The 18,233-nt window shown below is 54.8% G+C and carries 17 protein-coding genes and 2 tRNA genes; 3 read left to right on the top strand and 16 right to left on the bottom strand.

Features of this window, described 5'->3' with window-relative positions; genetic code table 11:
- Positions 1–58 precede the first annotated feature (58 nt).
- The 12 genes from truB to rlmE all read right to left on the bottom strand — a co-directional run bounded on the left by truB (position 59) and on the right by rlmE (position 12,096).
- Entirely contained in the window at positions 59–1,003 is a 945-nt protein-coding gene (gene truB / locus ACNY69_RS15550; protein ID WP_111139578.1) for a tRNA pseudouridine(55) synthase TruB, read from the bottom strand.
- Positions 1,003–1,410, bottom strand: coding sequence for a 30S ribosome-binding factor RbfA (gene rbfA / locus ACNY69_RS15545; RefSeq protein ID WP_111139579.1), 408 nt, complete (start codon positions 1,408–1,410; stop codon positions 1,003–1,005). The genes truB and rbfA overlap by 1 nt, the downstream gene beginning before the upstream one ends.
- Positions 1,411–1,475: 65 nt before the next feature.
- Positions 1,476–4,169, bottom strand: coding sequence for a translation initiation factor IF-2 (gene infB, locus ACNY69_RS15540; protein ID WP_111139580.1), 2,694 nt, complete (start codon positions 4,167–4,169; stop codon positions 1,476–1,478).
- A gap of 17 nt (positions 4,170–4,186) precedes the next feature.
- Complete coding sequence (nusA, locus tag ACNY69_RS15535; protein WP_111139581.1) at positions 4,187–5,674, bottom strand: transcription termination factor NusA; 1,488 nt, start codon at positions 5,672–5,674, stop codon at positions 4,187–4,189.
- 24 nt (positions 5,675–5,698) lie between these two features.
- A complete protein-coding gene (rimP, locus tag ACNY69_RS15530; RefSeq protein ID WP_146240840.1) occupies positions 5,699–6,151 on the bottom strand; it encodes a ribosome maturation factor RimP in 453 nt (150 codons plus the stop codon).
- Between the two features lie 211 nt (positions 6,152–6,362).
- A tRNA-Met gene (locus ACNY69_RS15525) sits at positions 6,363–6,439 on the bottom strand.
- 59 nt (positions 6,440–6,498) lie between these two features.
- Positions 6,499–6,585 (bottom strand) — tRNA-Leu (locus ACNY69_RS15520).
- A 37-nt stretch (positions 6,586–6,622) separates the two neighbouring features.
- Entirely contained in the window at positions 6,623–6,961 is a 339-nt protein-coding gene (gene secG / locus ACNY69_RS15515) for a preprotein translocase subunit SecG (RefSeq protein ID WP_128083998.1), read from the bottom strand.
- Positions 6,962–7,178: 217 nt separating this feature from the next.
- Positions 7,179–8,513: a phosphoglucosamine mutase gene (glmM, locus tag ACNY69_RS15510; protein WP_418799083.1), complete on the bottom strand. Its 1,335-nt coding sequence runs from the start codon at positions 8,511–8,513 to the stop codon at positions 7,179–7,181.
- Positions 8,514–8,515: 2 nt separating this feature from the next.
- Positions 8,516–9,349, bottom strand: coding sequence for a dihydropteroate synthase (gene folP / locus ACNY69_RS15505; RefSeq protein ID WP_293774196.1), 834 nt, complete (start codon positions 9,347–9,349; stop codon positions 8,516–8,518).
- A 78-nt stretch (positions 9,350–9,427) separates the two neighbouring features.
- The gene (gene ftsH, locus ACNY69_RS15500) at positions 9,428–11,353 is read right to left on the bottom strand and encodes an ATP-dependent zinc metalloprotease FtsH (RefSeq protein WP_111139586.1); all 1,926 of its coding nucleotides are present in this window, start codon (positions 11,351–11,353) and stop codon (positions 9,428–9,430) included.
- Positions 11,354–11,466: 113 nt separating this feature from the next.
- Positions 11,467–12,096, bottom strand: a complete 630-nt coding sequence (gene rlmE, locus ACNY69_RS15495) for a 23S rRNA (uridine(2552)-2'-O)-methyltransferase RlmE (protein ID WP_111139606.1) — start codon at positions 12,094–12,096, stop codon at positions 11,467–11,469.
- A 127-nt stretch (positions 12,097–12,223) separates the two neighbouring features.
- Between rlmE and yhbY the strand changes: the two genes are divergently transcribed.
- Positions 12,224–12,517, top strand: a complete 294-nt coding sequence (yhbY, locus tag ACNY69_RS15490) for a ribosome assembly RNA-binding protein YhbY (protein WP_010251809.1) — start codon at positions 12,224–12,226, stop codon at positions 12,515–12,517.
- 106 nt (positions 12,518–12,623) lie between these two features.
- Here yhbY and greA read toward each other — a convergent pair whose 3' ends face one another.
- Positions 12,624–13,100 (bottom strand): transcription elongation factor GreA, encoded by a 477-nt coding sequence (gene greA, locus ACNY69_RS15485; protein ID WP_128083995.1) that lies wholly within the window; start codon positions 13,098–13,100, stop codon positions 12,624–12,626.
- Between the two features lie 246 nt (positions 13,101–13,346).
- Here greA and dacB point away from each other — a divergent pair, with 246 nt between their 5' ends.
- Positions 13,347–14,780 (top strand): serine-type D-Ala-D-Ala carboxypeptidase, encoded by a 1,434-nt coding sequence (gene dacB, locus ACNY69_RS15480; protein ID WP_111139607.1) that lies wholly within the window; start codon positions 13,347–13,349, stop codon positions 14,778–14,780.
- Between the two features lie 179 nt (positions 14,781–14,959).
- Here the strand turns inward: dacB and cgtA are convergent, their stop codons facing one another.
- From cgtA to rplU, 3 genes are all read right to left on the bottom strand, one after another.
- Positions 14,960–16,132: an Obg family GTPase CgtA gene (cgtA, locus tag ACNY69_RS15475; RefSeq protein ID WP_111139588.1), complete on the bottom strand. Its 1,173-nt coding sequence runs from the start codon at positions 16,130–16,132 to the stop codon at positions 14,960–14,962.
- Positions 16,133–16,373: 241 nt separating this feature from the next.
- Positions 16,374–16,631: a 50S ribosomal protein L27 gene (gene rpmA / locus ACNY69_RS15470; protein WP_111139589.1), complete on the bottom strand. Its 258-nt coding sequence runs from the start codon at positions 16,629–16,631 to the stop codon at positions 16,374–16,376.
- A 15-nt stretch (positions 16,632–16,646) separates the two neighbouring features.
- Entirely contained in the window at positions 16,647–16,958 is a 312-nt protein-coding gene (gene rplU, locus ACNY69_RS15465; protein WP_008925416.1) for a 50S ribosomal protein L21, read from the bottom strand.
- Between the two features lie 258 nt (positions 16,959–17,216).
- On the opposite strand from rplU, the gene ispB reads away from it, so the two are divergent.
- Positions 17,217–18,188 carry an octaprenyl diphosphate synthase gene (ispB, locus tag ACNY69_RS15460; protein WP_293774202.1) on the top strand — a complete coding sequence of 324 codons (972 nt, stop codon included), beginning with the start codon at positions 17,217–17,219 and terminating at the stop codon, positions 18,186–18,188.
- Positions 18,189–18,233 lie beyond the last annotated feature (45 nt).

Below are 18,233 nucleotides of genomic sequence, written 5' to 3'. Positions count from 1 at the left end.
TCTACTCTGCGCCTGATAGCAACGCAAATGCCCCATCAGCGAAAAGTGAAGGCGCCGCTTAATCCTGATATTCGACCACTAAACGGCGTGGTGCCAGCCGGCCATCGGCCGCAATTTCTGCCATACCGATAAACCTGCGGGCTTCGCCTTCTGATACTCTGACCAGCCCCTGCGCAGGCGCATTAGTGGCCTGCACCGGCTGCCCCTGACGGAAGAAGTCTGCCACCGCCGAAGGGATGTTCACTTCAGGAAAATCAGAAGCGGGACTGTCCATCGGCAGCAGCAGCGGATCGAGCTGCGTCTCCAGCGGGATACCGGCTTCGGTTGCTTCTGTCAGCAGCCTATTGAGCTGCTCCAGCGTCACCATCCGTTCAAAGGGATAACGCGCGACCTGAACGCGACGCAGCATAATGACATGCGCGCCACATCCCAGCTTTTCGCCCAGATCATCGATGATGGTACGGATATAGGTGCCTTTGGAGCAGTGAATCTCCAGCTCCAGCTCGTTATCCTGCCAGCGAATAAACTGCAATTCATAGACCGTGATCGGACGTGGCTCGCGGGTAATCTCAATGCCCTGACGTGCATACTCATACAGCGGACGCCCCTGATGCTTCAGCGCTGAAAACATGGAAGGCACCTGCAGCGTATCGCCGCGGAAGCTCTCCAGCGCGTTGTCCAGTTCGGCCTGCGTGAAGCTGACCGGACGCGTCTGCACAATGTTGCCATCGGCATCAGAGGTATCGGTCCGCTCACCCAGCCGGGCGATCACGCGGTAGCGTTTGTCGGAGTCGAGCAGATACTGCGAAAACTTGGTCGCTTCACCCAGGCAGATCGGCAGCATGCCGGTCGCCAGCGGATCCAGCGCGCCGGTGTGTCCTGCGCGATTCGCATTGAAGATACGCTTCACTTTCTGCAGGACATCATTCGACGAGACGCCTTGTGGCTTATCCAGCAACAACACGCCATGGACGTCGCGGCCGCGACGACGCGGACGACTCATTACGCCTCCTCGTCATCGCCAGTGGCGTCCGGGCCACGGCGCTCTTCATCGTTCTTCACGACGCTGGTCACGAGATTGGACATGCGCATCCCTTCAACCAGTGAGTTGTCGTAGAAGAAGGTCAGCTCAGGCACGATACGCAGACGCATCGCTTTGCCCAGCAGAATACGGATATAGCCGGACGCCTCTTTCAGGGCTTTCAGACCCTGCTTAACCGCGTCTTCATCCTGATCGTTGAGGAAAGTGACAAACACTTTTGCATAGGCGAGATCGCGCGACACTTCTACGCCTGACACGGTGACCATCATGCCCAGGCGGGGATCTTTGATCTCACGCTGCAGGATCATCGCAATCTCTTTCTGCAGCTCTTGTGACACGCGCTGCGGGCGACCAAATTCTTTCGCCATCATTATTTCTCCCAAATAATTCGGGAGGCCAGAGGCCTCCCAAATTGCAACACATCAGCAGTCTATTACTCGATGGTGCGTTTAATTTCGATGATTTCAAACACTTCGATCATATCGCCAACGCGAACGTCGTTGTAGTTCTTCACGCCGATACCGCACTCCATGCCGTTACGCACTTCGTTGACGTCATCTTTAAAGCGACGCAGAGATTCCAGCTCGCCTTCGTAAATCACCACGTTGTCACGCAGAACGCGGATTGGATTGTGACGTTTGATGTTACCTTCCGTCACCATACAACCGGCAATCGCGCCAAACTTCGGTGATTTGAACACGTCACGCACCGCAGCCAGACCGATGATCTGCTGTTTGTACTCTGGTGCCAGCATACCGCTCATTGCCGCTTTCACTTCGTCAATCAGGTTATAGATGACGGAGTAGTAGCGCAGATCCAGGCTTTCTGAGTCGATGACGCGACGCGCAGAGGCATCGGCACGCACGTTGAAGCCAATCAGGATGGCGTTGGATGCTGCAGCCAGGGTTGCGTCGGTTTCGGTGATACCGCCCACGCCTGAACCGACAATCTTCACCTTCACTTCGTCGGTGGAGAGTTTCTGCAGGGAGTCAGAGATCGCTTCCACAGAACCCTGAACATCCGCTTTCAGAACGATGTTCAGTTCAGACACTTCGCCTTCGGTCATGTTAGCAAACATGTTCTCAAGCTTAGATTTCTGCTGGCGAGCCAGTTTCACTTCACGGAATTTGCCCTGACGATAGAGCGCCACTTCACGGGCTTTCTTCTCGTCACGCACCACGGTTGCTTCATCACCCGCAGCCGGCACACCGGACAGGCCCAGAATCTCAACCGGGATGGAAGGACCCGCTTCCATGACTTCACGGCCCAGCTCGTCGCGCATTGCACGAACGCGGCCATATTCGAAGCCACAAAGAACGATGTCGCCCTTGTTCAGCGTACCTTCGCGTACCAGCACGGTTGCAACCGGACCACGACCTTTGTCGAGGAACGATTCGATAACCACGCCGCTCGCCATACCTGCACGGATAGCGGTCAGCTCCAGGACTTCTGCCTGCAGCAGGATAGCGTTTAACAGGTCATCAATGCCGGTACCTGCTTTCGCAGAGACGCTGACGAACATGTTTTCGCCGCCCCACTCTTCCGGAATGATACCGTACTGAGTCAGTTCGTTTTTAACACGATCCGGATCCGCTTCTGGCTTGTCACACTTGTTCACTGCAACCACAACCGGCACTTTCGCCGCTTTGGCATGCTGAATAGCTTCGATGGTCTGTGGCATCACGCCATCATCCGCCGCAACCACCAGGATAACGATATCCGTCGCCTGTGCACCACGCGCACGCATCGCGGTAAACGCGGCGTGGCCCGGGGTATCCAGGAAGGTGATCATACCGTTGTCGGTTTCAACGTGGTAAGCACCGATGTGCTGTGTAATCCCGCCCGCTTCGCCCGAGGCGATTTTGGTGGAGCGGATATAATCCAGCAGAGAAGTTTTACCGTGGTCGACGTGGCCCATGATAGTCACAACCGGCGCGCGGGATTCCTGCGCAGCGTCGGTGTCACGATCGTCCATTACCGCCTCTTCCAGCTCGTTTTCACGACGCAGGGTCACTTTGTGGCCCATCTCTTCGGCGACGAGCTGTGCAGTTTCCTGATCGATGACCTGGTTGATAGTCGCCATTGCGCCCATCTTCATCATCGCTTTGATGACCAGAGACCCTTTCACGGCCATTTTGTTTGCCAGTTCAGCAACAGTGATGGTTTCACCAATCACCACATCGCGGTTAACGGCCTGCGCGGGCTTGTTAAAGCCCTGCTGCAGTGCGCTTGGTTTGCGATGCTTGCCGCCTTTACCGCCACGAACCTGCGCACGCGCTTCTTCACGGTCAGTTTTGGCTTCAGAATGCTTGTTACCTTTTTTCGCCGGACGAGTAGCTTTGGCGGAGGTACGCGCACGCGCACGACCGGCTTCAACCTGACGATCGTTTTCGTCTTCTGCCTGACGGGCGTGGGTCGAAGTGGTGACGTGATAGTCGCCTTTATCCTCTTCTTCCGGTTTTTCCCACTCAGCTGATTTCTCTTCAGCCAGACGGCGGGCTTCTTCTGCCACAAGGCGGGCAGCCTCTTCGAGCTTACGGCGGGCTTCTTCTTCAGCTTTACGCTTCAGTTCAGCGGCTTCAGCTTCGCGACGGGCTTTGTCTGACTGCGCAGCCCTGGTCACTTCGTCGGTAGGTTGATTTGTCACTTTGTCATTTTCCGCTGCTGCACGTTTGGCCTTATCAGCGGCTTCGCGCCTGGCTTTGTCTTCGGCTTCACGTTGCGCTTTCTGTTCAGCTTCGCGACGGGCTTTTTCTTCAGCCTCGCGTTGCGCCTGCTCTTCCGCTTCACGCTGCGCCTCGGCTTCAGCTTCTGCCTGAGCTTGCTCAGCCTCTGCATCACCCTTCACATAGGTACGCTTTTTGCGGACTTCAATTTGCACCGACTTACTTTTACCCCCGGTGCCTGGAATATTCAAGGTGCTGCGCGTTTTACGCTGCAGCGTCAGCTTAGCTGAACCGACCTGACCGTGTTCACGGTTCAGGTGAGATAGTAAGGTTTCTTTCTCTTGCTGGGTCACGGCGTCATTTTCAGACTTCGGGATCCCCGCATCAGCAAATTGCTGTACCAGGCGATCGACCGGAGTCTGAATTTCTGCGGCCAGCGATTTTACGGTTACATCTGTCATGCTGTTCCTTCCTGTTATTACGCGTCATCGCCGAACCAGCAGATATTACGTGCGGCCATAATCAGCGCGCCGGCTTGTTCATCAGACAGGCCTTCAATATCCGTCAGATCGTCAACACCTTGCTCAGCGAGATCTTCCAGCGTGCAGACGCCTTTCGACGCCAGGCGGAACGCCAGCGCACGATCGAGGCCTTCAAGATTCAGAAGATCCGGAGCGGGCTCCTGATTTCCAAAGCTCTCTTCTTTCGCCAGTGCCAGGGTGGTTAACGCATTTTTTGCTCGTTCACGCAGGGCTTCAATGGTCTCTTCGTCGAGGCCGTCGACTTCCAGCAGCTCGTTGATTGGCACGTATGCCAGCTCTTCCAGCGAGGAGAAGCCCTCTTCCACCAGTACGGTGGCGAACTCTTCGTCGATGTCGAGATGTTTAGTGAACATATCGATCGCCGCATGCGCTTCAGCCTGATGCTTAGCCTGCAGATCATCGACGGTCATCACGTTCAGCTCCCAGCCGCTGAGCTGCGAAGCGAGACGCACGTTTTGGCCGTTACGGCCGATCGCCTGAGCCAGATTGCCAGCTTCTACGGCGATATCCATCGTGTGGTTATCTTCATCAACCACGATTGACGCCACATCAGCCGGCGCCATGGCGTTAATAACAAACTGCGCCGGGTTATCGTCCCACAGCACGATATCGATACGCTCGCCGCCCAGTTCGCTGGAAACAGCCTGAACACGCGCGCCGCGCATGCCCACACAGGCACCGACCGGATCGATACGTTTGTCGTTGGTTTTGACTGCAATCTTAGCGCGCGAGCCCGGATCACGAGCGGCGGCTTTAATTTCAATCAGTTCTTCACCGATTTCCGGCACCTCAATGCGGAACAGTTCAACCAGCATTTCGGGTTTGGAACGCGTCACAAACAGCTGCGCGCCACGGGCTTCCGGGCGGACAGAGTAGAGAACGCCGCGGATACGGTCGCCCGGGCGGAAGTTTTCGCGCGGCAGCATATCTTCGCGCAGAATTACCGCTTCAGCGTTGTTGCCTAAGTCGAGAGAAATGTTGTCGCGGTTAACTTTCTTCACCACGCCCGTGATAATTTCGCCTTCCTGCTCACGGAACTGATCAACCACCATCGCGCGCTCGGCTTCACGCACTTTCTGCACGATAACCTGTTTCGCGGTCTGAGTGGTGATACGGTCAAAGGTGACCGATTCAATCTGATCTTCAACGAAATCGCCCAGATTGAGTGCTTCATCTTCGTAACGGGCCGCATCCAGCGTGATCTCGCGCGTCGGCTGAGTTACCTCTTCAACGATTTCCCAGCGGCGGAAAGTATCGAAGTCGCCACTGCGGCGATCAATGCTGACGCGTACCTCAATTTCCTGCTCATACTTTTTCTTGGTCGCAGTCGCCAGCGCGCTCTCCAGCGCTTCGAAGATTTTCTCACGCGGCAGGGCTTTTTCGTTAGAAACGGCTTCTACAACAGCTAAGATCTCTTTGTTCATCCTGGTTAGCCTCAATCCGGACTTTTAAAAGTGGGGGACCAGGTTCGCTTTCTGAATATTACTCAGCGCGAACACTTCATCGTTACCCTCTACGTGCACCGTGATCATCTCGCCATCAACTGACTTGATGATTCCCTGCCATTTGCGGCGGTTCTGAACGGCCATACGCAACACCAGACTCACTTCTTCTCCCATGAAACGGGTGTAGTGTTCTGCGGTGAACAGAGGACGATCGAGTCCCGGTGAAGAGACTTCAAGGTTGTAAGGCACGGTAATAGGATCTTCTACATCCATTACGGCGCTTACCTGGTGGCTGACATCGGCGCAATCATCGACATTGATGCCATCTTCACTATCAATATAGATGCGCAGGATAGATGTGCGACTACGAACGAATTCAATTCCAACCAGTTCGTAACCCAGCGCTTCTACGGGAGCCGATACCAACTCTGTCAATTTTTGCTCTAATGTGGACAAGCCCACCCCCAAGACATAAAAAAAGGGCCTATAGCCCAGTATTACGATTCGCTAATAACAAAAAACCCCGAATAGTCGGGGCTTTTAATCACTGGACCCTGTATGCCGCTAAGCGGCCCGGACTCCATCCAAAGAATTTTCTTTCAAAAAATAGCCGTGAATGCGTCCGTCGATGCATACAGTATATTTGAAAAAGAACTCAAAGGGAAAGTGGTTGCGGGGGCCGGATTTGAACCGACGACCTTCGGGTTATGAGCCCGACGAGCTACCAGGCTGCTCCACCCCGCGTCCGAAAACGTGGCGAATAATACGCCAGACCTGCATAAAATGCAAGGGATACTACGATTTGGTACCGAGGACGGGACTTGAACCCGTAAGCCCAATCGGGCACTACCACCTCAAGGTAGCGTGTCTACCAATTCCACCACCACGGCACTACACTGACCACAACGATGCGTTGTGCTGACGACCTTACTTAGGAATATCGCTGCCCGGCGTAACCGGTTGAGCTGGCTTTTCAGTCTGTTGAGAAGACTGCGCCGGCGCAGAAAGATTTTCCCACTCGCTTCCTTTCGAAGACTTATTGCTGTTCAGGTTACCGAGAACCAGGCTGATGATGAAGAACAGTGCCGCTAAAATGCCGGTTGTACGTGTCAGGAAGTTACCTGAACCCGAAGAACCAAACACTGTACCGGATGCGCCTGCACCGAATGAGGCTCCCATATCAGCGCCTTTGCCTTGCTGCAGCATGATCATGGCCACGAGGGCGATCGCTACAATAAGGAAAACAACTAAAAGAGCTTCGTACATATTCAACCTGTTCCTTGCACGATAATCGTACAGTTAAAGCTTCAGCCAGTATTGATGGGGAGTCTCGTCATCACCCATCAGAAGCGGGTGTGAATACTAACCAAAGGCGCATATCTCTGCAAGTGCAATTTTCACTGCCTGTACTGATTGCAGAAAAAAGCGCCATCCCGGTGATTTTACAGGCAGTTCTGCACGCAGCGAACTGCCCGTTAGCGCATTAAACCGCTTTGACCTGATCGGCGATGCGATTGGCCAGTTCGGTCACCTGCGCCTCATTTTCGCCCTCAACCATCACGCGAATCAACGGCTCCGTGCCCGATTTGCGCAGCAGCACACGTCCGCGTCCCGCCAGCGCTTTTTCGACCTCGGCCGTGACACTTTTTACGGCATCACTCTGCAGGGGATCGTGTTCACCCGCAAAGCGCACGTTGACCAGTACCTGAGGCAGCATCTTCATGCCGCTGCAGAGATCGTGCAGGCTCATGTGGTTACGAACCATGGCAGTGAGTACCTGCAGACTTGCGACGATGCCGTCGCCCGTGGTGGTTTTATCCAGCAGGATGACATGACCGGAGTTCTCCGCGCCAAGGCGCCAGCCCTTCTCCTGCATCTTCTCCAGCACATAGCGGTCGCCCACTTTGGCGCGGGTGAACGGAATGCCGAGCTGTTTCAGCGCAAGCTCCAGACCCATATTGCTCATCAGCGTTCCGACTACCCCGCCCCGCAGCTGCCCCTGGCGCAGTGCTTCGCGTGCAATGATGTAGAGGATCTGGTCGCCATCCACTTTGTCGCCCAGATGATCAATCATCATGATGCGGTCGCCGTCGCCGTCATAGGCCAGACCGATATCGGCCTTCTCAGCCAGAACACGCTGCTGCAGCAGTTCCAGATCGGTGGCACCGCACGCCTTGTTGATGTTCATGCCATCCGGCTGAACGCCGATAGCAATCACGGTCGCGCCCAGTTCACGCAGGACATTCGGGGCGATGTGGTAGGTGGCACCATTGGCGCAGTCCACCACTATCTTCAGCCCATTCAGGCTCAGTTCGCTGGGAAAGGTGCCTTTACAGAATTCGATATAGCGTCCCGCAGCATCCACGATGCGGCTGGCACGACCGAGCTGCGCGGATTCAACGCAGGTAATCGGCTTCTCCATCTCCAGCTCAATCGCTTCCTCAACATCATCAGGCAGTTTGGTGCCCTCGGATGAGAAGAACTTAATGCCGTTGTCATCGAACGGGTTGTGTGAGGCTGAGATAACAATTCCCGCCTCTGCACGGAAGGTGCGGGTCAGATAAGCGATGGCAGGCGTCGGCATCGGGCCGGTAAACGCGGCGGTCAGGCCTGCGGCGGCAAGGCCCGCTTCCAGCGCAGACTCCAGCATATAGCCAGAGATACGTGTATCTTTGCCGATGATGATCTTTTTCGAACCGTGACGCGCCAGCACTTTACCTGCGGCCCAGCCCAGTTTCAGGACGAAGTCGGGCGTGATAGGGGCTTCACCGACTTTGCCGCGAATACCGTCTGTACCAAAATATTTACGATTACTCATGATTATCCTTTTGCTCTTCGGGTCGCTTCGACCACGCGCATCGCTTCGGCCGTCTCTTTAACATCATGCGCGCGAATAATCTGTGCGCCCTGCATGGCAGCAATCACCGCGCAACTCAGGCTGCCGGTTAAACGCTGCGACGGACCGACATTTAACAGCTGGCCAATCATCGATTTTCGCGACATTCCTACCAGAAGTGGCAGGCCAAAGTGATGAAAATCGCCGAGATGCGCCAGCAGTTCATAGTTGTGGCTGAGATTTTTACCGAAACCGAAGCCCGGGTCGAGTATCAGTCGCGCTTTTTTGATCCCTGCCGCCTCGCAGCGCGCGATCTGCTGAGCGAAGTAAGTGTCCACTTCGGTCAGGATATTTTCATAATGCGGAGCCTGCTGCATGGTGCGCGGTTCGCCCTGCATGTGCATCAGACAGACGGGCAGGTCGGTTGCGGCCGCGGCTTCCAGTGCACCCGGCTCAGAGAGTGACCGGACGTCGTTAATAATGTGAGCGCCCACTCGCGCCGCTTCCCGGATCACCGCCGCCTTGGAGGTATCGACTGAAATCCAGACTTCAAAACGCTGGGCAATGGCGTCGATCACCGGGATGACCCGCTCCAGCTCCTCTTCCTCGCTCACCTCATCCGCGCCAGGACGGGTCGATTCACCGCCCACGTCGATGATGGTGGCACCGGCATTAACCATCTCGTTGGTGTGCGTCAGCGCATCGACCAGCGCGTTATGCCTCCCGCCATCTGAGAAGGAGTCCGGCGTGACATTCAGAATGCCCATCACATGCGGAAACGATAGATCGAGATGGGAATCACGGGCGAACAACTTCATGGCGAAAACTCCTTTGGGTCACTATCCGGATGTAAAAAACCCCGGACCAGCCGGGGTTTTGTCTGACGATGTTGCGTCTTATTTGTTGTACTGCTCAGACATGGTGTTGCCTGGGTTTGGCGTACGCGGTTCATCGACCGGACGTGGCGCCTTTGGCGTGCCGTTGTTGTCTGAGTTGCTGCCTGGGTCTTCCCAGCCTGCTGGCGGACGCACTTCGCGACGGGCCATCAGGTCATCGATCTGCGGAGCATCGATGGTTTCATACTTCATCAGCGCGTCTTTCATCGCGTGAAGGATGTCCATGTTCTCACCCAGAATGCGACGTGCGCGCTGGTAGTTGCTGTCGATCAGGTGTTTAACTTCCTGGTCGATGATGCGGGCCGTTTCATCAGACATATGTTTCGCTTTCGCGACAGAACGGCCGAGGAAGACTTCACCCTCTTCTTCTGCATAGAGCAACGGACCCAGTTTTTCAGAGAAGCCCCACTGCGTCACCATGTTACGTGCCAGGTTGGTCGCGACTTTGATGTCGTTCGACGCGCCGGTAGAAACATGTTCAGCACCGTAGATGATCTCTTCCGCCAGACGACCGCCGTAGAGGGTAGAGATCTGGCTTTCCAGTTTCTGACGGCTGGCGCTGATCGCGTCGCCTTCAGGCAGGAAGAAGGTCACACCCAGCGCACGACCGCGCGGAATAATGGTCACTTTATGCACCGGATCATGCTCAGGAACCAGACGACCGATAATGGCGTGGCCTGCTTCATGATAGGCGGTGGACTCTTTCTGCGCTTCCGTCATCACCATGGAGCGACGTTCCGCACCCATCATGATTTTGTCTTTCGCTTTCTCGAACTCCACCATAGAAACCACACGCTTGTTCGAGCGGGCGGCGAACAGTGCAGCTTCGTTGACCAGGTTAGCCAGGTCTGCACCAGAGAAGCCCGGCGTACCGCGCGCAATGATTGCAGCATCGATATCGGTGGCCAGTGGTACACGGCGCATATGGACTTTCAGGATCTGCTCACGACCGCGAACATCTGGCAGGCCGACCACGACCTGACGGTCAAAGCGGCCCGGACGCAGCAGCGCAGGGTCCAGTACGTCAGGACGGTTGGTGGCGGCGATAACGATAATGCCTTCGTTGCCTTCGAAACCGTCCATCTCAACCAGCATCTGGTTCAGGGTCTGCTCACGCTCATCGTGACCACCGCCTAAACCGGCACCACGCTGACGACCGACGGCGTCGATCTCATCGATAAAGATGATGCAGGGCGCGGCTTTTTTCGCCTGTTCGAACATGTCACGCACACGGGATGCACCGACACCCACAAACATTTCCACGAAGTCAGAACCGGAGATGGTAAAGAACGGCACCTTTGCTTCACCGGCAATCGCTTTTGCCAGCAGGGTTTTACCGGTACCCGGCGGCCCCACCATCAGCACGCCTTTTGGAATCTTGCCGCCCAGCTTCTGGAAACGGCTCGGCTCACGCAGATATTCAACCAGCTCGCCGACTTCTTCTTTCGCTTCGTCACAGCCAGCTACGTCAGCAAAGGTGGTTTTGATCTGATCTTCCGTCAGCATGCGGGCTTTGCTTTTGCCGAAGGACATCGCGCCCTTGCCGCCGCCGCCCTGCATCTGACGCATAAAGAAGATCCACACGCCAATCAGCAGCAGCATCGGGAACCACGAAATGAAGATGGAGGCCAGCAGGCTTGGTTCTTCAGGCGGTTCGCCCACCACTTTGACGTTTTTGGTCAAGAGGTTATCGAGCAACTTAGGATCGTTGACAGGAATGTAGGTGGTGTATTTATTGCTGTCTTTTTTAATAACGTTAATTTCACGCCCGTTAATACGTGCCTCGCGGACCTGATCCTGGTTCACTTCCGACAGGAAGGTTGAATAATCAACCCGACGGCCATTCGACTCGCTGGGCCCAAAGCTCTGGAATACTGACATCAGCACGACCGCGATGACTAACCAGAGAATCAGGTTTTTCGCCATGTCACTCAAGGGATTAACCTCATATTACAACGGTGTTAACAGATAGCGTAGGGTACTATAGATCCTGCATACATGGAATCGCAGCAACGCTGCGGACCTCTCCAGCAATTTGGTTATAGTTTGCGCCCAGTCGCCACAATGTACACTTCACGTGAACGTGAACGTGAAGCGTCCGGCTTACGAATTTTCACTTTCGTAAACAGGGAGCGAATTTCCCGCAGGTATTCATCGAAGCCATCTCCCTGAAACACTTTCACTACAAAACTACCGCCGGGTGCCAGAATATCCCGACACATATCCAGCGCCAGTTCGACCAAATACATCGACCGGGGAATATCTACGGCAGGTGTACCACTCATATTCGGTGCCATGTCAGACATGACAACCTGAACCTGTTGATCACCAACACGCTCAAGCAGCGCATTGATCACCGATTCTTCACGAAAATCGCCCTGAAGGAAATCGACACCGACAATCGGATCCATTGGCAGGATATCACAGGCAATGACGCGCCCTTTGTTCCCGATTTGCTGTACCACATATTGCGACCAGCCACCGGGCGCAGCACCCAGATCTACCACGGTCATACCGGGTTTGAAAAGCTTGTCACCCTGTTGTATTTCATCAAGTTTAAACCAGGCGCGCGAACGCAACCCTTTTTTCTGCGCCTGAAGCACATATTTATCGCTAAAGTGTTCCTGAAGCCAGCGGCTGGAGCTGGCCGAACGCTTTTTACCCGTCATAATATTTCCAACTAAATCGTCATCGTAGCGATAAACCTGCACGCAATGGGTTGCGTCGATTTGGTGATATACCCGAGATGGCGGTAGAATGAACCGTTTTCAATCCCTGAGTAAGTAAAAAACTACGATGAATCTAAGTACCAAACAAAAACAGCACCTCAAGGGCCTCGCCCATCCGCTCAAACCTGTCGTTATGCTGGGCGGTAATGGCCTGACTGAAGGCGTGCTGGCCGAAATCGAGCAGGCTCTGTCACATCACGAACTGATCAAGGTAAAAATCGCCTCAGAAGATCGTGAAACGAAGCAGCTGATCGTTGAGGCTATCGTGCGTGAGACCGGTGCCAGCAACGTACAGGTGATCGGCAAAACGCTGGTGCTGTATCGCCCGTCTAAAGAGAGCAAGATTTCTCTGCCACGCTAGGCGGGCAAAGAAAGTGACATGCTCTTACCTCAGATAAAAGGCCGCAATGCGGCCTTTTTCCTTTCTTTACATTGTGCTTTAACGCTTTTCAAAGCGTAGCAACATCTTAAAGGTATTCCACCTTCAGGATCTCATACTCCACGTCGCCGCCCGGGGTTTTCACGACGGTCACATCGTCAACTTCTTTACCCACCAGGCCACGCGCCATTGGCGAATTGACCGAAATCAGATTTTGCTTAAAGTCCGCTTCGTCGTCGCCCACAATACGATAGGTCGCCTCTTCGTCGGTTTCGACGTTCAGCACCGTGACCGTGGCACCGAAGATCACCCGGCCGGTTTTCGGCATCTGCGTCACGTCAATGACCTGCGCATTGGAGAGTTTGGCTTCGATCTCCTGAATACGGCCTTCACAAAAGCCCTGTTCTTCGCGTGCTGCGTGATATTCCGCATTCTCTTTCAAATCGCCATGTTCGCGTGCTTCAGCGATAGAGGCGATAATGCGCGGGCGCTTCACGGTTTTCAGCTCGTTCAGCTCTTCGCGCAATCTTTCAGCGCCTCTTAACGTCATCGGAATCTGATTCATTTAAGCTCCTCGCCATCTTTCCTGTTTTACGATGTCATCCTGACCGGTGACTGCAGAAAAGCCTTCTGCAGCGCATTAGCCCGTTTTGCAAATAAAAGAAACCTGACCCGGAGATGCTTCCAGGCCAGAAAAGAGTTTTGCAATTTGATACGTATTTTACCCCAGAGTTCCCTGCGGGTCATCGTTTACTTTGACCCGTCCGGCAACGTAGTATTGACGCCCTCACCTGCCAGTTACCGCGAGATTATGCGATTTTCACGACTTGTTACCGGATTAAGCTGCGCATTTATGCTGCAGGCGCACGCAGCGCCAGTTGATGAATACATGCAGTACCTGCCAGACGGCGCCAATCTGGCGTTGATGGTGCAGAAAGTGGGGGCTTCCACACCGATCATTGATTATCACGGCAAACAGATGGCCCTGCCCGCCAGTACGATGAAAGTGGTCACGGCGCTGGCGGCGCTGCTGGAACTGGGTGGCGACTACCGTTTTCAGACCACGTTTGAGACCCGCGGTGCGATTATTGATGGCACTCTGAATGGCGATTTAGTGGCGCGCTTTGGCGGCGATCCTACCCTGAGCCGTCAGGATCTGCGCAATATGGTGGCAGCACTTAAAAAGCAGGGCATCAACCATATCAAAGGCAATCTGGTTGTTGATACCTCGGTCTTTGCCAGTCACGACATGGCACCAGGCTGGCCGTGGAATGATATGACCCAGTGCTTCAGCGCCCCACCGGGCGCAGCTATCGTGGATAAAAACTGCTTTTCGGTGTCGCTCTACAGCGCGAATACCCCGGGCGAAAATGCCTTTGTGCGCATCGCCTCCTATTATCCGGCCCACATGTACAGCCAGGTGCGCACTATCGGGCGCAACAGTGGTGAAGGGCAATATTGTGAGCTGGATGTGGTACCAGGCGAACTGAACCGCTACACCCTGACCGGCTGTATGCGCCAGCGTGCCGAACCACTGCCGCTGGCCTTTGCCGTGCAGGATGGCGCCGCCTGGGCGGGCGAGATACTCAAAGCAGAACTGCGCTCGTCTGAGATCGACTACAGCGGCCATCTGGTCCGCCAGACCCAGGTGACCGAACCGGGCACCGTACTGGCCTCGACGCAGTCTGCGCCGCTGCATGCGCTGCTGCATACCATGCTGAAGAAGTCAGACAACATGATTGCCGATACCGTGTTTCGCACTATCGGCCATCACTACTTCAACGTGCCAGGTACGTTCCGCGCCGGGCAGGATGCCGTTCGTCGCATCCTGAAAACCAAAGCCAATATCGACATGGGCAACAGCATTCAGGTGGATGGATCCGGTCTGTCGCGCCACGATCTGATTTCGCCGCAGACGATGATGCAGGTTTTGCAGTTTATTGCGAAGAATGACAATACGCTGGATTACATTTCGATGCTGCCGCTGGCGGGCTATAACGGCACGCTGCAGTACCGTGGCGGACTGCACGAGGCGGGACTGGATGGCAAAGTCTCGGCAAAAACCGGTTCGCTGCAGGGCGTCTATAACCTGGCAGGCTTTATCACGACCTCCAGTGGTGCCCGGGTCGCCTTTGTCCAGTTCCTCTCCGGCTATGCGGTTCCACCGGAAGATCAACGGACCCGTCGCATTCCGCTGGTACGATTCGAGAGCCGGCTCTATCGCGATATCAATCAGAACAACTGATGGCGCTGACCTACGCAGCGGGCGAGTGCCCTGCTGCGTTTTAAGCGCGCTCCTGTAGCAGCGCACGCCGCTCAGCCGGAAACCTCTTCTCTGCGCGCTGATGAGCGGCCCCGGAAACAACGAAGCCCCCTTTCAGGCTGAAAGGGGGCTTCGGATATCACGTTATCACCGCGGTCAGATTAACGCTGATAGATAATTTCAACGCCTTCGTCGTCTTCATCATCCCAGTCGTCATCCCACTCTTCGTCTTCAGCTTCCACCGCGTTTTCAAGGGTCTCCTTGTGGTAATCATCCCACATGAATTCCACTTTCTCCGGCTGCTTCTCTTCAAGCTCCGCTTCTTTCGGGTTAGCGTTGATAAAGCTCATCACGTCCCAGCAGAGTTCGTTGACACCGGTGCGGCTTGCGGCAGAGATCAGGTAATACTTATCTTCCCAGCCCAGCGCTTCAGCCACCGCTTTCGCCCGTGCCTGCGCCTCTTCTTCACCGATCAGGTCTACTTTATTGAAGACCAGCCAGCGTGGTTTGTTGAACAACTTCTCGCTGTACTTTTCCAGCTCACCAAGAATGATGCGGGCATTTTCAACCGGATCGCTCTCATCGACAGGATCGATATCGATCAGGTGCAGTAACACGCGGCAGCGTTCCAGATGTTTCAGGAAGCGAATGCCCAGGCCAGCGCCCTCTGCAGCGCCTTCGATCAGGCCGGGGATATCGGCCACGACAAAGCTCTGCTCGCTGTCCATACGCACCACGCCGAGGCTTGGCACCAGCGTCGTAAAGGGATAGTCCGCCACTTTGGGTTTGGCGGCCGAAACGGCACGGATAAAGGTCGATTTACCGGCATTCGGCAGACCCAGCATACCGACATCCGCCAGCAGCATCAGCTCCAGCTGCAGATCGCGCTTCTCACCTGGCGTACCCATCGTTTTCTGACGCGGGCTGCGGTTTACTGACGATTTAAAACGGGTGTTGCCCAGGCCATGCCAGCCGCCTTTGCCGACCATCAGTTTCTGGCCGTGGCGGGTCATGTCGCCCAGTGTTTCGCCGGTTCCCTGATCGATAACACGGGTGCCGACCGGCACTTTAACTTCGATATCTTTACCGCGTTTGCCGGTACAGTCACGGCTCTGGCCGTTCTGCCCACGCTCGGCGCGGAAAGATTTTTCGAAACGATAATCGATAAGGGTATTGAGGTTTTCGTCGGCGACCAGATAAACGTCACCGCCGTCACCACCATCACCCCCGTCAGGGCCGCCTTTCGGGATATATTTCTCGCGGCGGAAGCTGACGCAACCATTACCGCCATCGCCGGCGACGACCAGAATTGTCGCTTCATCAACAAACTTCATTTTAACTCTCCGTCACACAATCGCCTGCAGCACTCTGCAGACGGGTCCGCCAGGGTCTTCTGCGCTGACCAGCGGCGGATAAATCAGAACTGGCTTTCGCCACTGCGTACACAAAGTGTACAGCAATCTTTTGTGATGCGTTGCGTAACCGCAACAGAGCGCAGAATGTAAAAAGCCCCGCAGGAGCTGCGGGGCCTTCAATTCGTGCGTTCAGACGTTAAACGTCTGCGTCACGACAACCTTACTCAGCAACGATGCTGATGTATTTACGGTTGTTCGGACCTTTAACTTCGAATTTTACTTTACCGTCGATGGTAGCAAACAGAGTGTGGTCGCGACCACAGCCTACGTTGTTACCTGCGTGGAATTTGGTGCCACGCTGACGAACGATGATGCTACCTGCCAGGACAGATTCACCACCGAAACGCTTCACACCCAGACGTTTTGCATTGGAGTCACGACCATTTCGAGTCGAACCACCAGCCTTTTTATGTGCCATTTGTCAGATCTCCTCTTAAGCCGTGATGCCAGTGATTTTCACATCAGTGAACCACTGGCGATGGCCAGCCTGCTTACGGTAGTGCTTACGACGACGAAACTTAACGATCTTAATTTTCTCGCCACGACCGTGAGCAACAACTTCTGCCTTGATCATACCGCCTGAAACCAGTGGCGCGCCGATTTTCACGTCTTCGCCATTAGCAATCATCAGAACCTGGTCGAACTCGATGGTTTCACCGGTTGCGATGTCCAGCTTTTCCAGGCGAACGGTCTGACCTTCGCTTACTCGGTGTTGTTTACCACCACTTTGGAAAACCGCGTACATATAAAACTCCGCTTCTGCGCTTGCCTTTTTTAGTTCATCAGGCGGCGCGCTAAATATTCACAATAGGGCGCGAATTCTACGCAAAACTCCAGAAGAAGACAAGAGCACTTTGCACACTCTTGCAGAAAAAAAACACAGGGTAAATGCAACCGTTTCTCAGCCTCAAAATTCAAGTACAATCAGTAACAGATTACCTGAACGCTGGCTGGGTAAACCACTTACCATGGCAGAGATAACGAGTCATAGCTGAAAAGACGAATGAACTTAGAACAGATTAATGAATTAACCGCACAGGATATGGCTGCCGTTAACCAGACCATCCTCGACCAGCTGAATTCAGATGTCTCGCTCATCAACCAGTTGGGCTACTACATCATCAGTGGTGGAGGCAAGCGTATCCGTCCCATGATTGCCGTGCTATCTGCACGCGCCATGGGCTACAAGGGCGATCTGCACGTAACCAATGCGGCGCTGATCGAATTTATCCACACCGCCACGCTGCTGCATGACGATGTCGTGGATGAATCCGATATGCGTCGTGGCAAAGCGACCGCGAACGCGGCGTTTGGCAATGCGGCAAGCGTGCTGGTCGGTGACTTTATTTACACCCGCGCCTTCCAGATGATGACCAGCATGGGTTCGCTGCGTATCCTGGCGCTGATGTCAGAAGCGGTGAATGTGATCGCTGAGGGCGAAGTTCTGCAGCTAATGAACGTGAACGACCCCGATATCACCGAAGAGAGCTACATGCGCGTCATCTACAGCAAGACGGCGCGTCTGTTTGAAGCGGCCTCTCAGGCTTCTGCGATCCTGGCTGATGCCACTCCGGAAGAGGAGAAGGCGCTGCAGGATTATGGGCGCTATCTGGGTACGGCTTTCCAGTTAATCGACGATTTACTGGATTACAGCGCAGACGGTGAGACGCTCGGTAAAAACACCGGCGACGACCTGAGCGAAGGTAAACCGACGCTGCCTTTGCTGCACGCGATGCAGCACGGTACGCCTGAGCAGGCGAAGATGATTCGTGAGGCCATCGAACAGGGGAATGGTCGTCATCTGCTGGAGCCGGTACTGGAAGCGATGCATCAGTGCGGTTCGCTGGAGTGGACCCGCAGCCGCGCGGAACAGGAGGCGGATAAAGCGATTGCGGCGTTGCGCATCCTGCCTGAGTCGCCCTGGCGCAGTGCGCTGGAGTCGCTGGCGCACATGTCCGTTCAGCGCGACTTTTAATCCTCTACGGAGCCGCCCGGCTCCGTTCTTACATCCCTTCTCTCA

The organism is Pantoea graminicola (genome assembly GCF_048452665.1).
Lineage (GTDB): Bacteria > Pseudomonadota > Gammaproteobacteria > Enterobacterales > Enterobacteriaceae > Pantoea.
Note: the sequence above shows the minus strand (reverse complement) of the source record. Positions and strands in the feature narration are given on the sequence as shown.

Bases quoted from the DNA above. Each gene is read 5' to 3' on its own strand.
- truB (WP_111139578.1), bottom strand. From the start codon at position 1,003: ATGAGTCGTCCGCGTCGTCGCGGCCGCGACGTCCATGGCGTGTTGTTG.
- rbfA (WP_111139579.1), bottom strand. From the start codon at position 1,410: ATGGCGAAAGAATTTGGTCGCCCGCAGCGCGTGTCACAAGAGCTGCAG.
- infB (WP_111139580.1), bottom strand. From the start codon at position 4,169: ATGACAGATGTAACCGTAAAATCGCTGGCCGCAGAAATTCAGACTCCG.
- nusA (WP_111139581.1), bottom strand. From the start codon at position 5,674: ATGAACAAAGAGATCTTAGCTGTTGTAGAAGCCGTTTCTAACGAAAAA.
- secG (WP_128083998.1), bottom strand. From the start codon at position 6,961: ATGTACGAAGCTCTTTTAGTTGTTTTCCTTATTGTAGCGATCGCCCTC.
- glmM (WP_418799083.1), bottom strand. From the start codon at position 8,513: ATGAGTAATCGTAAATATTTTGGTACAGACGGTATTCGCGGCAAAGTC.
- folP (WP_293774196.1), bottom strand. From the start codon at position 9,349: ATGAAGTTGTTCGCCCGTGATTCCCATCTCGATCTATCGTTTCCGCAT.
- ftsH (WP_111139586.1), bottom strand. From the start codon at position 11,353: ATGGCGAAAAACCTGATTCTCTGGTTAGTCATCGCGGTCGTGCTGATG.
- rlmE (WP_111139606.1), bottom strand. From the start codon at position 12,096: ATGACGGGTAAAAAGCGTTCGGCCAGCTCCAGCCGCTGGCTTCAGGAA.
- yhbY (WP_010251809.1), top strand. From the start codon at position 12,224: ATGAATCTAAGTACCAAACAAAAACAGCACCTCAAGGGCCTCGCCCAT.
- greA (WP_128083995.1), bottom strand. From the start codon at position 13,100: ATGAATCAGATTCCGATGACGTTAAGAGGCGCTGAAAGATTGCGCGAA.
- dacB (WP_111139607.1), top strand. From the start codon at position 13,347: ATGCGATTTTCACGACTTGTTACCGGATTAAGCTGCGCATTTATGCTG.
- cgtA (WP_111139588.1), bottom strand. From the start codon at position 16,132: ATGAAGTTTGTTGATGAAGCGACAATTCTGGTCGTCGCCGGCGATGGC.
- rpmA (WP_111139589.1), bottom strand. From the start codon at position 16,631: ATGGCACATAAAAAGGCTGGTGGTTCGACTCGAAATGGTCGTGACTCC.
- rplU (WP_008925416.1), bottom strand. From the start codon at position 16,958: ATGTACGCGGTTTTCCAAAGTGGTGGTAAACAACACCGAGTAAGCGAA.
- ispB (WP_293774202.1), top strand. From the start codon at position 17,217: ATGAACTTAGAACAGATTAATGAATTAACCGCACAGGATATGGCTGCC.